Origin of the sequence: Geodermatophilus tzadiensis (assembly GCF_003002915.1) — a bacterium.
Classification (GTDB): domain Bacteria; phylum Actinomycetota; class Actinomycetes; order Mycobacteriales; family Geodermatophilaceae; genus Geodermatophilus; species Geodermatophilus tzadiensis.
The window spans coordinates 1-13,884 of the sequence record NZ_PVTG01000008.1; the positions used below are offsets into that span (position 1 = coordinate 1).

A 13,884-nucleotide genomic window follows, 5' to 3' on the forward strand; every position below is an offset into this window, starting at 1 on the left:
CGCCGCGATCTGGCACAACCGGGCCACCGGCCAGCCGATCACCCGATCCCTGATCGCCTACGACCATTGACCGGACTTCGGACTTACTCGTCTAGATCTGGTCGAGTCCGGCCGGCCGGTCGCCGAGGTAGCCAAGGCGCTGGGCATCAGCGACCAGACGATCTACACCTGGCGCCGGCAGGACCGCATCGACAAGGGCCGCGAGCCGGGGCTGACCTCCGCAGAGAAGTCCGAGCTGGCGACCGCCAAGCAGCGGATCGCCGCCTTGGAGGCCGAGCTGGCCGTGCACCGGAGGGCCTCGGAGCTACTGGGGAAGGTGGTGCCCCCAAAAGGCGGTTCCAGGCCATCGCGGTGATGGCGGGCGAAGGACTATCGGTCCAGCTGGCCGCCCGGGTCCTGGATGTGTCGGCGTCGGGCTACTACGAGTGGAAGAGCCGCGCCCCCTCGGCCCGCAGCATCCGCCACGCGCTACTTACTGACGCCATCCGCGAGATCCACACAGTCTCCCGCGGCACCTACGGCTTCCGGCGGGTGCACGCCGAGCTCACCCTCGGACGCGGCCTAGTCGTCGCGCACGGAACCGTCGAGCTGCTGATGGCCCGGGCCGGGCTCAAGGGCGCCACCGGCCGGCCCAAGTGGGTGCGCGCCCGACCCGACACGATCGCCATGGACCTGGTCGACCGGCGCTTCGCCCGCTCGGCGCCCAATCAGCTGTGGGTCACCGACATCACCGAGCACCCCACCGCCGAGGGCAAGGTCTACTGCGCCGTCGTCCTCGACACCCACTCCCGGCGCGTGGTGGGCTGGTCGATCGACTCCTCACCGAGCGCAGCGCTGGTCACCAACGCTCTCGGCATGGCGATCGAGTCCCGCAAACCACCCCCAGGCGCGGTCATCCATTCCAACCGCGGCGTGCAATTCGGCTCCTGGGCGTTCACCGACCGCGCCAAGGCCAGCGGGCTGGTGCCCTCGATGGGCAGCATCGGCGACTGCTACGACAACTCGATGATCGAGTCCTTCTGGTCCCGGATGCAGGTCGAGCTCCTCGACCGCCGACGCTGGAAGACCCGCATCGAGCTAGCCAACGCGATCTTCGAGTACCTCGAGATCTGGCACAACCGGCAACGACGGCACAGCCGCCTGGGCATGCTCACACCCATAGAGTTCGAGAACCGACAACTGATCATCGGGGCCTAACGAGTCCAACAACCCGACTCCGTCGAACCCGGGGCACACCAAGGCGTCCGCCTGACGGGGGTCACTTCACTACTCCCACGTCGAGGTGGCGGCCTCCCTGCGTCGGCGCAGGGCGATTCATGCTCTGCAACTTGGCATGTCACGGGCGGCCGGTCGCTGCCCACCTGCGGCCTCGGCAGCCAGAGGGGCGCGGCCGGCACCGACGACATCGCGGAACTGCGTCTGCCGCAGCCTCCCCCGGAAGGACCCCGCCCCGTGTTTGACTGCGATGCGGTGCCGGATCACCCGGCCCGCAGAGGCCGCGTCGCGAACGGACCGGCAGCGGCGGCAACAGGAACGGGGTGTGATGCAGCCGAGCGCGGAGGAAGTCATCGCCGTGGCGCGGAGCTTCCGGAACGTGGTTATCGAGGGGCCGCCCGGAACCGGTAAGACCTACCTGCTTGACGAGATCGCTCAGGACTGGCAGGCCCGCACCGGGCGTGAGCTCGGCGGCGACGCCCGCGGCAAGTGGGCCATCACGTTGCACCCGAGCACCAGCTACGAAGACTTCATCGGCGGCCTGCGCGCCGACGAGGACGGCTTCACTTATCGCCCCGGCTTCCTCCAGCAGCGGGTCAAGGACGCCCTCGAGGACCCGCACAAGGACTTCTTGGTCCTGCTAGACGAGCTCAACCGAGCCAATGTCCCTCGCGTTCTCGGCGACGCGATGCTCACCATCGAGGCCAGCAAGCGGCTCCGCTATGAAGAGCAGAGGGAGGCATGGGGCGGCGGCCTCACCGTCACCCTTCCGTCCGGCGACGTCGACCTCGGCGTCGAGGAGATCGACGGCTTCGGCATCCCCGACAACCTCTACATCCTGGCCACCATGAACACCACAGACCGCTCGGTGGCCGGCCTGGACAGCGCGCTGCGACGGCGGTTCGCCTTCGTCCGGCTCCCACCGATGGGCGCCGCCGACATGGCACAGGACATCGAGGCCCTGTACGGCACCGCCATCCGTGCGGCGATCGAGCCCAGCGCTCAGACCCTCAGCGTCCTCAACGACGACTTGCTTCAGCCGGTGCTCGGCGCCGACCACGTCCTCGGGCACAGCTACCTGTTCGACGCCGCCAACGCCCTCGACGGCACCCGCGGTGGCGATGGCGGCGCCGAGCTGGCCGTGCTGGCCGAGGAGCTGCGGACCGGCACCACCGGCGGCCGCACCATCCTGGAGGCCTTCTGGGTCGAGGTCGGCAAGAGCACCAGCGTCAAGCGCAACCAAGTCGACCTCTCTAAGCGCGGGCGGCAGAACCCCGCCGAGGGCTCGGCGCACTTCTTCCTCGGCCCGCAGCTGCCTGCCGGTGCCACGACCCGTCCCGTCACCGTCGAGTACAACAGCACCACCTACACCGGCTCGGAGCTCAAGTACTACGGCGGCGACAGGGCCAACCTGACCTGGCGGTTGAACCTCAACGGCACCGCCGGCACGGAGAACATCGGCGACCTGGGCTGGACGGCGATCCGCCTCCACGCGCTTGTCTTTCTGCGCGTGGGCTCCGACCACTACGTGATGCGCTCCCTTCCACTCTCGGCGATCGCGCAACTATCTGCATGGGGCACCGCCGACCAGGTGCCGGCCTCCAACCGCCAGTTCGGCCGGCTCACACTTCACCAGGCCGTCCCCGAGCCGACCCCCACCGCGCTGCGCCGCGCCTGGCAGTACGCGCTGCTGCCGCAACTGATCGACCTCATCGCCGCCCAGGGGGCCGAGGCCTTGCTGGTCAGCGGGGACCGCGCCTCCTTCCTGCTCGCCCGCGGCGACCTCACCGAAGCCCAGCGGACCGCGGCCGAGGTCGCCGGAACGCGCCTGGACGACCACCTACGCGCCCTCGGCCTGCAGGTCCGCGCCGACGGCACGGGCCTCTCCCGCACACTGGTCGTCGACCAGGCGCCGCCGCACGAACAACCGCCGGCCCCGGTGCGCGCGGCGCCCGAGCCGGACGCCGAGCCGAACGGAGGCGATCAGGCCTGAGCCGCACCATCCTCGCGCTCAAGGCCGCGCCGCGCGGCAACCGCTGTGGACTCGTCTCAGTCAGCGGCGGCGGCCGGTCGCTGCTGCTCGCCGTGCTGCCCAAACACTGGCGCGGCGCCGGGCAACGGGTTGTCGAGCTCGTCCCGGCCGCGGGCGGCACCAGCGTTGCTGTTGTCTACGAGGGCGACACACTGGCCCTCCCGGCTGGCTCCCCTGAGGCGGCGCTCGCCCTGGAGGCGGTCCGCGACAAGGACAGCACCAGCTCTGTGCTGTGGGGGCTGAGCTCGGTCAGCCGGGACGACGTCGCGGGGGCGGCGAGCACCGACCTACGCCACCTCCCGGCTCTCTACGGCCTCGCCGGGGCCGCCGATGTGCAGGCCCCACCCGCCACGCTGAGCCTCGGTCCGGACGCCGCCGCACCGCCCGCCTACCTGTGGGCGCGGCTGGTCGCGCTCACCGAGCCGCTCGCCCGTAAGGTCCGCCAGGGCTACGTGGAGCGGGAGGAGCGGCTGCCCGCGATGCGCGGCCGCATCGTCGCCGAGGACATCCCACGCGCGTTGGCAGAGCGGCGCACCCATCTGCTCTGCCGGTTCGACGACCTCACCCCCGGCACCACCCTGCAGCGGGTCGTTGTCACCGCACTCGACGTCTGCACCCGCCCCGCCGACGGTGTAACCGCGCTGCTCGGGCAGGTCCTCGGCCGGATTCCCCAACGGGCGGTCCAGGTACGCCGGCTGCTGCGCGACATCCCCTCGCTGCCCCCGGCCGAGGCCGTCCGGCTCGGTCGTGGACTGCGCCCCGGTCGGCTCGACGCCGCGTGGCGGCCGGTGCTCGAGGTCGCGCTGCAGGTGCTCAGTGGGCAGCACGCCGGGCCGGTGAACGACACCGACGACCGGGTGGACGTCCGTGAGGTGGTCGTCCGCAGTGAGAAGCTGTGGGAGAACCTGCTTGACCGGGCGATGCGACAGCGCTGGCCGGGGGTTCGGGTGCTACGCAGCGAGCTCGGCCAGTTGGGCGAGCACGCCAAGGTCCCCGCGCCCTGGGCCGGGGCGCGGTCGCGGTCGCGGGAGGAGGACAAGTCCTACCCAGACTTCTTGGTCCTCAACAACGACGTCGTGTGGTGCGGTGACGCCAAGTACAAGCGGCTGGGTGTCTGGGGCCCGGAGGGCGACTACAGCGTCGCCCCCGACCGCGCTGACCTCTACCAGCTCTTCGCGTACAGCCACCTTGCCCGAGGGCTGGCCCCGCGGCGGCCGGTCACCCGCTGCGCGCTGCTGTACCCGGCCGAGCGAGGCGGCCCCGCGGGCCTGCTGCGCACACTGCACCGGGAGCCTGACCGCCTGGAGCTCGACGTCCTCACCCTGCCGTGGCCCGAACCGGGGGACGCACAACGGCCGATAGCGGCCTACCTGTCCCGGCTCGCTGCGGCGCTGCCCTCCCTCACCACCCCGTAGCCGCCGGCGCGCAGCATCTCGACTTCGTCGGCCGGGACGTCAGCAGAGAAGTCCGCGGCGAGCTCGCAGAGGTCGGCGAGGGAGAGCCCGTAGCCGTGGGCGACCAAGACGTCGACCTCCCGCCGAGTGCGGCCGCGGTCGGCCGCGGGCGGCGGCACCGCACCGAGCGCTGAGGCCAGCAGCGGGTGTACCGCGGCGTCGTCGGCAAGCAGCGCGCCGACCCGGGTGAGCAGGTGCTGGCCGAGCGTCGCCCGCGCCCCGCCGAAGGCGACCACGTGCTTCCACGCGGCCGGGTCGGGCACGGGCACCTGGCGCACCACGGTGCCGGTGACGTCGATCCCGGGCATCCGGCGGCGGAGCAACCAGTCGAACGGCAGACTGTCGAGCACCCCGCACAGCTGCAGCAGGCGCTCGGCATCGGGGAGCTGGAGTAGCTGAACTGACTGAATGGTGGGGACCCGCGGCAGCACTGTGGCCAGCATCGTGCGCCTATTGAACGGCGAGGACGCGTTGCGCCAGACCAGGCTGAACGGCTGTGCGTGCCGGCGGGCCACCTTCTCCCACACGTCCGGGCGAACCCACCAGCGGGCCTCGGGCCGGTAGTACGGGTCGGCGCGCTGCTCCGGCCGGACCGAAGTGGCCCTGACCTTCGCGCTCCACCGCTGCGGCCCGGTAACCCCGGCGAAGGTGGCGAACCTGGCGGTGTACTGCTCGATCATCCGGCCCTCCCACACCGGGAGCAGCCCCGGCGCCGGATGCCGGGAGATGCCCTCGGAGTGGTTGGTGAGGTGCAGCAGCCGGCCGAAGTGTGCGTCCGGGTAGGCGTCGCCGAGCAGCGGGCTCGCCGACAGCGCCAGCAACCGGGGCAGCTCCTCGCGCGTGCACGCTGGAAGCAGCCCGCTGGAGGGGTTGATCCGGAGGCGGAGCTCGTCGTCGAGGGTGGTCAGCAGCGCCTCGTCGCCGAGGTCACGCACGCGGGTGAGCCCGGTGGCCAGTCGGGTGTGCGGTGCCGTCGCCGGCCCGGCCAGCAGGAAGGCGAACCGCTCCCGGCTGTCGATGTCGAAGATCCGCTCCTCGTTGCGGTAGTCCCACACCTCGTGCACCTGGTGCCCGTCGAGTAGCGGCCGCATCAGCGCGGCATGCCCCGTGCTGGTCAGCATCGCGCTCTTCACCAGCACCGCTACCCAGCCGTCGCGCTCACGCACCCGGTCCAGCGCCAACTCGGTGAACAGCACGTGCGTGTACAGCTCGCCGCGGGCGCCACGGGCCAGCCGGGGGTCGGCGCGCATTGCACGGAGGCCATCGGCGGTAGAAGCCCGCACATCGGCGAGCCAGGCGTGCAGCAGCGGGTGGCTGCTTCGGGTGGCGTCCAAGTGCTCGTCCCGGCTGGCGCGGTGCCCGTCGTCCGCGGCGGCGTCGAGCAGGCCACGCAGCAGCGGGCGCGGCTCGACCCGGACCCGTTCCCACGGCGGGTTGCCCAGCACGAGGTCGACTGGCTCCTCGGGCGCAGCCACGCCAACAGCCGGGTCCCAGATCCGGCCGGCGACGAATGCAGCGGCCGGATTGCCGGCGCCTGCGCGGTGCAGCAGCGCGTTGCCGTGCCGCAGCCGGGGACCGTCGGCGAGCAGAGTGGCGTCACCGACGGTGACCGCGCAGGCGACGGCGGCCAGCTCCAGCGCCACCTGGTCGACGTCAGTGAGCTCCAGGTTCCGGGCGGCCTCCACTAGCAGGTCGTGCAGCAGGCCCAGCTCGCGAAGGTGCTCCAGCCAGGCCACCGGAAACCGACCGGGGCCGACTGCGAGGTCGGCGACCCGCAGCGAGCTGAGCAGCCGCGCCCGGGCGAGATCGGACGCGTCGCCCAGCCGATCGCGTGCCACCACTGCGGCGGTGCGAGCGACGACGCGGCGGGTGAACTCTTCGGGGGTATGGAATGCACCGAAGGCCCGGCGGGTGTGCTGGTCCGCCGTGGTGCCGGCGCGCCAGTCGGCGGTCAGCAGGGTCTCGTAAAACGCGGACAGGTTGACCGACTCGGCCGCCAGCTCGGCCAGCAACTCCGGATCTGCGCCGTCGGACCAGGCCAGCAGCGCCGCGCCGGGCCGAAGGATGCCGGCGAGGTCGTCGGCAACCTGACCGGCGGTGCGTGCGGGGGCCCAGCCGATGAGCGGTCGCAGCGCGGCGTGCGCGGCGGCGGCGGAGAGCGCGCGGACGGCCGTGCCGGCGGCGGTCATCGCGGCGACCGGGTCCTCGTGCGGGAGCACCCCGCCGAGCGCGCGGGTGCGCAACCGCTGCCAGCCGCGCAGGGCCAGCTCGTCCAGGCGGTTCACCGGGCCAGCCGAATCTCGTCGGTGCCAACATGCAGCACCGGGCGCCTGCGGAACGCCGCGGTGTGAACAGGGCCCAGCCGACGGGCGATCCACTCCTCGACCGGCTGGTCGAGCAGCGGCATCCGCGCGGTGCCGACCGCCTCGGCGACGGCTCCGGCGACCGAGGGCAGCGGCCGGCGGCGGGGGCGCCAGGTGCGGTCGGCGGTGAACCCCATGACGGCCAGGCAGTGTTCGTGAAGCACCGCCTCCAGGTACTTGCGCAGCGTGTGTACCGGCAGCGTCGCCTCGCGCAGCCGGTGAGCCACGCTTGCCGCGCTGGCGCCCAGGTACAAGCTCAGCGCCTCCAGCGGCCCCTCGCAGCCAGTAGGCGTCCGCAGCCCGCCGCTGTAGCGCAACCCCGGGGTGAGCCGGCGGGCGAAGCGGGCCTCCAGGTGGTCGGGCCGCTCCAGTAGCGGGACCTCGGGCTGCCGAGCGGCAGCCACGCCTGTGGTCTCCACGCGCTCCTCGGTGAGGCCGTCGGCGTCGCCGAACAGTTCGGCGACGCGGTCATCGATCTCCGCCTCGGCGGCCAGCCGCTGCAGCTCCCCGTCGAGGTCCGCGAGCCAGATCGTGCCCAGCACGTCCAGCAGGTCCCCGTCGACGGCGGGCGCTCCAACCCAGTCGAGGCAGTCGGGTCGGCGGGACTCGGCCCGCTGCTTGAGCCGCACGCACTGCGCGGCGAGCGCGCGCAGCGTCTCGTCGCCGAGAGCCGCCTCCGGGAAGGGACTGGCGGCGAGCGCGCCGGCGGTGAGGGTCAACTTGGGATTGACGCAGCGCAGGTAGGCGGTCAGTACCCGCGAGTTCAGCACCGCCGCGTGGGACAGCGGCTCGCCGCGGCCCACCAGTATGCCGGGCCCGGACGCCATGAACACCGAGCCAGGCGCGTGTAGCCGCACGTTCAGTCCCGCGGTGCCGGTATCGCTCCAGACCAGCTGGGCGGCGTCGGCGAGTTCCGGGTTGCGCAGGGCCGCCCCTGAGTGAGCGCGCAGCAGTGATCCGCCTTCGCCCCAGCGGACGACGTAGCGGCGCAGCCCCCACCACTTGGAGTAACCGCCACCCTTGCTGGCTTCCCGCCACCCCTCCTCGTCGGCCGGGACCTCCCATGCGAAGCGGACGAACCGGGTGTTGTCACCGGTGGAACTGCCCTGCATCGGGCGAGCGACGGTGCTGTAGGCGGGGTGGGCGTCGCGGAGCGCGCGCAGCGACGCCGCGCGCGCTCTGTGCCCGGACGAGGGGGTGCCGGCGAGGTCGGCCTCCAGCGCCGCCTGCTTGGCCTCGCGGTTTAGCGCGGAAAGGTCGAGCCGGGCCTCGGGCCAGGCGTCGCCCGCGCCGCCCCCGCCCTCCAGAAGGGTGAGCGTGACCCGAGCCTTGTCCCCGGACAGCTCACGGAAGGCCCCGGAGCCCAGGTCGACCGCATCGAGCACGCGGGCCCGCGCGATGACCGACCGGCGCAGCTGGGCGAGAGTGACTAGGTGGGTGAGCGTGCTCTGGTGCACGACGCCCAGCCGATCGCCCTCGGTGAGGTTGGTGGTGAGGTGGCCGACAAAGGCCGCACACAGGTCGTTGCCCGCGGAGGGGAAGTGGGCCTTGAGGTGCTGGCGCAGTGGCACGCCCATCAGCCGCCGGCCGAGGAACGGCGGGTTGGTGAGCAGCGCCAGCCGCCGCTGCTCACCGGCGGGCAGCACCCGGCCGAGGGTGACTGGGTCGAGCGCGCCGGCAAGCGGGTGGCCGCCGGTGGTGATCCAGTTCGGCGCCCGCGCGTCGCCGGTGTGCCGCAGCGCCTGCAGCCACAGCGCGACGGCGGCAATCTCGGCCAGCGCCGGATCAAGGTCGTAGCCGCGCAGAACCCGGTCGAGCAGCACCGCGGAGCGTTCAGCGGCTGGCACCGCCCAGGTGGGCGAAGCGATCAAGTGCCGGTAGGCGGCGAGCAGGAACGCGCCGCCGCCCACGGCCGGGTCGGCGACCACCAGTGAGGCGTCGTCGAGGCCATCAAGCGTCCGGGCGGTCAGCCACCGGACCAGGTAGCCGTCGGTGAGGAACTGGGTGACGGCCAGCAGGTCCGCGCCATCCAGCTTGGCGCCGCCGGTGAACGCAACGGCGTTTGCCCGCCGGACGTGTGGCCGTCGAAGGGCCTGGTACAGCTGACCGAGCTCTTCCGGAAGCACGTGCGGGGCCATCCGGCTGATGAGCGCCAGAGCTGCTACGCCGTTGTCCGTCGTCTCCAGCGCTCGGCGCAGGACCGCCACGCGGGCCGCGGCGGTCGGAAACTCCGCGGCGAAGCGGCCGGCGTCGGCCGCTTCTTCGGCGACCAGCAGCGCCGCCGCCGCCGGGGCCTCCCGCAGGGGCGCCAGGCCGCTCAAGGCGGTGGCCAGCCTGCGGAGGTCCTGGGCCTTCGGCGCCGCCCCGGCTGACACGGAGAGCGGCGAGGAGGTCATGGGCGCACCGTAACCAGGGGGTCCGACCGTTTGCGGCCGGGCGCGCCAGGTTGCTGTGTGTGGGGTGTACTCCACCTGTGAAGGTTGTCTCCCTGCCGTCAGAGGGGACTGCCCCGACTTCAGTTGACTCGGTTCGGTAGGGGCGGTCAGGCCGCGTGAGCGGCCTGGGTCAGTGTCTCGAACTCGATGGGTGTGAGTCGGCCGAGGCGGCGTTGCCGGCGGCGCCGGTGGTAGGTCCTCTCGATCCAGGTGATGATTGCCAGCCGCAGGTCCTCCCGGGTGGCCCGGCTCTGGCGGTCGAGAACGTTGCGCTGCAGCAGCGCGAAGAAGGACTCCATCGCGGCGTTGTCCCTGCAGGCGCCGACCCGGCCCATCGACCCGATCAGCCCGTGGTTCTTCAGCGCGGTGACGAAGGCGGTCGAGCGGAACTGGCGGCCCCGGTCGGAGTGCACGATCGTGCCGGCCGGTCCGCGTAGGGCGATCGCGTTGCGCAGCGCGGTCACCGCCAGTGACGCGGTCATCCGGGCGTCCATGGAGTAGCCGACGATCCGGCCGGAGTGCAGGTCCTTGATTGCGCAGAGGTAGAGCTTGCCCTCGCTGGTGGGGTGCTCGGTGTTGTCGGTCAGCCAGACCGCGTTGGGTGCCTTGGCGGTGAACTGGCGGTCGACCAGGTCCTCGTGCACCGGCGGGCCGGCCTTGCGGTTCAGGCCGCGCTTCTCGGGCGTTCACCGACCAGATCCGCTGCTGGGAGCACAGCCGGGCGACCCGGTTCTCACCCGCGGTCAGGCTGCGTTCGCGCAGCTGATCGGTGATGAACCGCTCGCCGAACGCGGGGTCGTCGTGGTGGATGTCGTAGGCGGCGTTGATCAGGTGCGCGTCGTCCCAGTCGCGCTGACTGACCGGGTCGGCGCACCACTTGTAGAAGGCCTGCTCGGAGAAGCCCAGCACCCGGCAGGTCACCGCGACGGGGATCTTCTCGGCGGCGAGTTCACGGACCAGCGGGTAAATCATTTTGGGAGGACGTCACGGGCGAAGTACGCGGTCGCCCGGCGCAGGATCTCGTTCTCCTGCTCGAGCAGCTTGTTGCGCCGACCTAGCTCGCGCAGCTCCACGGATTCGTCGGCGCATCGGCCGCGGCGGTCGCTCGAGGTCGGCGCGGCGAGTCCGTCCTCGAGGTCGGCAATCTTCAACCACCGCTGCAGACAGGACTCCGTGATTCTGAAGTCCCGGGCCACCTGGACGACCGACGCATCGCCCTTGCCGGCCACGGCGATCACGTCACGACGGAACTACACCGGGAACGGCTTGGGCACGATGCTGGTCCTTCCAGCGACTCCGCCGAACCGGGGGCACCCCAAGGAGTCAACCGAACCGGGGGCAGTCCCTCATGTCACCGGACGCCGTCATCAACGTCCGTGCTTAGTACACCTAAGCCTCAACGACACGCCGTTGGCACTGGCGACGCTCGCTGCACGACCTGCGTCGTCGCAACATGGAGGCGTGACAAGGTCGATCGGTGACGAAACGGCGGGAGACATCCGCCTACGCCGTCAAGGCGAATCGCACAAGAGTAGGGATTATTGCACCACTGTCGAGATGCGGTTACTTACCGGTCGACCGGCGACCGGTATAGGTGGCTTGCTGTAGCCATGCACCAGTCAAGCGAAGCCCGGCCAGCGATCAGCCCTAGACATTAGCAAATGACACAATTCATCCACTAATGCACCGGCTCAACTATGGGAAAGAGGACGAGTGTGGCGCTTTGGTTGGTCCGAGGTGGACGACACAGGGAAGGCGAGGAGACGGCATTCAAGACGAGCTCTGTGGGCATTGGGTGGCCCGAAGTGGGCGATCTTTCAACGATTTCCGTGAGCGAGGAGCTCCGTCATCGACTGGAGGTTGCTTATCCCACCGCCAGGACTAATGCAATCACGACATGGGCAACTCAGATTGACGCTTTTCATCGACGCATGCGTGTAGGTGACCTCGTCGCCCTCCCCTCAAGACGGGCATCCACCATTGCGTTTGGCCGCATTACTAGCGCCTATCGCTACGAACCCACCGCTATCGCGTCACTGCGACACCAACGGTCGGTCCTCTGGATCCGCGACAACGTGCCACGCGAGCTGATTGAACAGGACGTTCTCCGTTCACTTGGCGCCGCCTTAACAGTTTGCGAAATTCAGCGCAATAATGCGGAAGCGCGGATTCGAGCGCTACTGAATTATGAGGAGTAGAACTGACGAACGAGCACCGTGGCTCCGCGACTCGATGCCCATTCGAATCGCAGCAATATTCTATCCGCCACACCAACTGGAGTTGCTCACACTTGCGATTCTATGCAACGCTACAAGTCAACCTCACCTCTGCGCGATGCAGTACGTCAACCCACTGTGGCAGGCGCCTCCCATGCGCAATTCTCCCAGCCGATGCTCCCGCCAGATGCGCAGGCTTCCGGCGCCAGGACAGTCCGGCCTACCTTGCTGCCCGGAATTGCGACAGCAAGCGCGCTCGATGGGCACGACACTTGGGGCGCCGACGCCCTGCATTAGGGCACGACATAGCAGCGTCGTCCGGTTAGGTGTTGGAGCTATTTACCCTGAGTATTGGTAGATACGCAAGCCACTCTAGTGCAACATCATTGCAACACTCAGTAATGCAATGTCAAATAGGAGCCGTCAGAGCCGAGTCCTTGACACGCGCGAATTTTCTATGCGCACCATGATTAGAGGAGGTACTTGGGCAACCTATAATTACCAAGTAGATACCGCTCCTGAGTCGAACGAAAGACTGACTTACCAACGGGCTTTCAAGGCGGCTACTGCGCTCGGTGTCGGCGCAGTCTACAGAACGCCGGCATCCACGAAGATGCCCTCGCTAGTCAGCGTCCAAGGGCGTGGCCGGCCACCTTCCCCGGGTGGCCGGCCACGGTTCTACCAGGAGAAGCGTACGTTCCAACAACCCTCAGGACCAGCCCGGACCTACTACGGCGCCGCCGAGCACCATCTCCTCCTCCATCGACCTCCTCCGCGCCCCATGAAGTAGCCTGGCCAGCGCATGATCAGCAAGCCGCTGCTGAACACCTCGCAGATGACGTCGAAGACTGCCGTTACCAAGACCTAGGTGTCCGGCCGGAACTGAGCTATGACTCCGCGTCGATCCTGTGCAGTACGCCGCGGCCGCGTTCCTTGGCGCCGTACATCGCCCGATCCGCCAGCGAGAGGACCTCGTCCAGCGTCGTCCCCGGGGCGGCCATCGCCAGCCCGATGGAGGCCGACACCCGCACCGTCCGCCGTCCCACCTCGACCTCGTCCACCAGCACAGCAGCAAGCCCGTGCCCGATGGCCTCGGCAGCAGCAACGTCCACCCCGGGCAGCACCGCCACGAACTCGTCCCCGCCCAGCCGACCGACCACGGTCCCCGGCAGTTCCCGCTCCACGTGCCGGCGCATCCGCTCGGCGAGCCGCACGAGCAGCTGGTCCCCCACCGCGTGCCCGCCGCGGTCGTTGACCTCCTTGAACCGGTCGACGTCCACGAAGAGCACCGCTCCCCCGACCGCCAGCGCCGCGCGGCCGGTGTCGAGCAGGTGGCTGCGGTTGGCCAGCCCGGTCAGCGGGTCCTGCCGCGCCGACCGCAGCAGCGCCTGCTTCCAGCCGTCGGCCTTCACCGCCACCGCGGTCAGCCGGTCCACCGTCTCCTGCAGCCGCCGCGACTGCGCGGCGTCCGCCTCGGAATCAAGCTCGGCCGTCGACGACGCCAGCGTGTCGAGCACGGCCTCCAGCGGCAGTCCGGCCGCCACCGCCTCCAGCGTCCGCCCCTGCGCCGCCAGCAGCCCGGCGTCCCACTTGTGCCAGGCCACCTGCCGCCGCAGCGACAGCACGCTGCGCACCAGCCGGACCTGGATCTCCAGCACCGCCTGCTCCGCCGGCGTGAACTCCCGCGGCTCGTCGTCGAACACGCCCAGCGAGCCGAGCACGTAGCCGTCCTCGTCGATCAGCGGCACCCCGAGGTAGGAGCGGATCGCCCCGGCCACCACCGCCGGGTTGTCGCGGAACACCGGGTGCTCGGCCGCGTCGGACACCTCCAGCGGCGCCCGCAGCGCCACCACGTACGCGCAGAACGACAGCTCGTCGGGCACGTGCGAGTACGGCGCACCCGCGCCCTTCTCGGCCGGGAAGCACTGCTCGTCCGGGCCGACCAGGTTGATCACCGCGATCGGCGCGTCCACCGTCCCGGCCATGTACGCGACGACGGCGTCGAGGTCCTCGATCCCGGCGTGCCCCGGCACCCGGTAGCTGGCGATCGCCGCCAGCCGCGCCGCCTCGGCCACCGCCGGCCGCGGGTTGGGCAGCTCGGACACGGGCAGGCGGGGCGTCGGGATGAGGGCACTCACGCGGGGCGACGCTAGCTGCCGAGCGTCACCG

The 13,884-nt window shown here is 70.5% G+C and carries 5 protein-coding genes and 2 pseudogenes; 3 read left to right on the forward strand and 4 right to left on the reverse strand.

What is annotated here, in order from left to right:
• The first annotated feature begins 97 nt into the window (after positions 1-97).
• From LY71_RS11675 to LY71_RS11685, 3 genes and pseudogenes are all read left to right on the forward strand, one after another.
• A pseudogene (locus tag LY71_RS11675) lies at positions 98-1,197 on the forward strand (IS3 family transposase).
• A 346-nt stretch (positions 1,198-1,543) separates the two neighbouring features.
• On the forward strand, positions 1,544-3,208 hold the full coding sequence (locus LY71_RS11680) for an McrB family protein (RefSeq protein WP_245887862.1): 1,665 nt from the start codon (positions 1,544-1,546) through the stop codon (positions 3,206-3,208).
• 92 nt (positions 3,209-3,300) lie between these two features.
• Positions 3,301-4,662, forward strand: coding sequence for a 5-methylcytosine restriction system specificity protein McrC (locus LY71_RS11685; protein WP_170121322.1), 1,362 nt, complete (start codon positions 3,301-3,303; stop codon positions 4,660-4,662).
• Here the strand turns inward: LY71_RS11685 and LY71_RS11690 are convergent.
• From LY71_RS11690 to LY71_RS11705, 4 genes and pseudogenes are all read right to left on the reverse strand, one after another.
• Positions 4,614-6,986 carry a hypothetical protein gene (locus LY71_RS11690; protein ID WP_106277633.1) on the reverse strand — a complete coding sequence of 791 codons (2,373 nt, stop codon included), beginning with the start codon at positions 6,984-6,986 and terminating at the stop codon, positions 4,614-4,616. The genes LY71_RS11685 and LY71_RS11690 overlap by 49 nt on opposite strands.
• Positions 6,983-9,460 carry a BREX-1 system adenine-specific DNA-methyltransferase PglX gene (locus LY71_RS11695; protein ID WP_106277635.1) on the reverse strand — a complete coding sequence of 826 codons (2,478 nt, stop codon included), beginning with the start codon at positions 9,458-9,460 and terminating at the stop codon, positions 6,983-6,985. Before LY71_RS11695 ends, LY71_RS11690 begins: the two co-directional genes overlap by 4 nt.
• A 146-nt stretch (positions 9,461-9,606) precedes the next feature.
• A pseudogene (locus tag LY71_RS11700) lies at positions 9,607-10,737 on the reverse strand (IS3 family transposase).
• A gap of 1,865 nt (positions 10,738-12,602) precedes the next feature.
• Positions 12,603-13,853, reverse strand: coding sequence for a GGDEF domain-containing protein (locus tag LY71_RS11705; RefSeq protein ID WP_146146120.1), 1,251 nt, complete (start codon positions 13,851-13,853; stop codon positions 12,603-12,605).
• Positions 13,854-13,884 lie beyond the last annotated feature (31 nt).

What these genes read in the sequence shown, in the direction of transcription:
- LY71_RS11695 (WP_106277635.1), bottom strand. Translation starts at nt 9,460, where the DNA reads ATGACCTCCTCGCCGCTCTCCGTGTCAGCCGGGGCGGCGCCGAAGGCC.
- LY71_RS11680 (WP_245887862.1), top strand. Translation starts at nt 1,544, where the DNA reads ATGCAGCCGAGCGCGGAGGAAGTCATCGCCGTGGCGCGGAGCTTCCGG.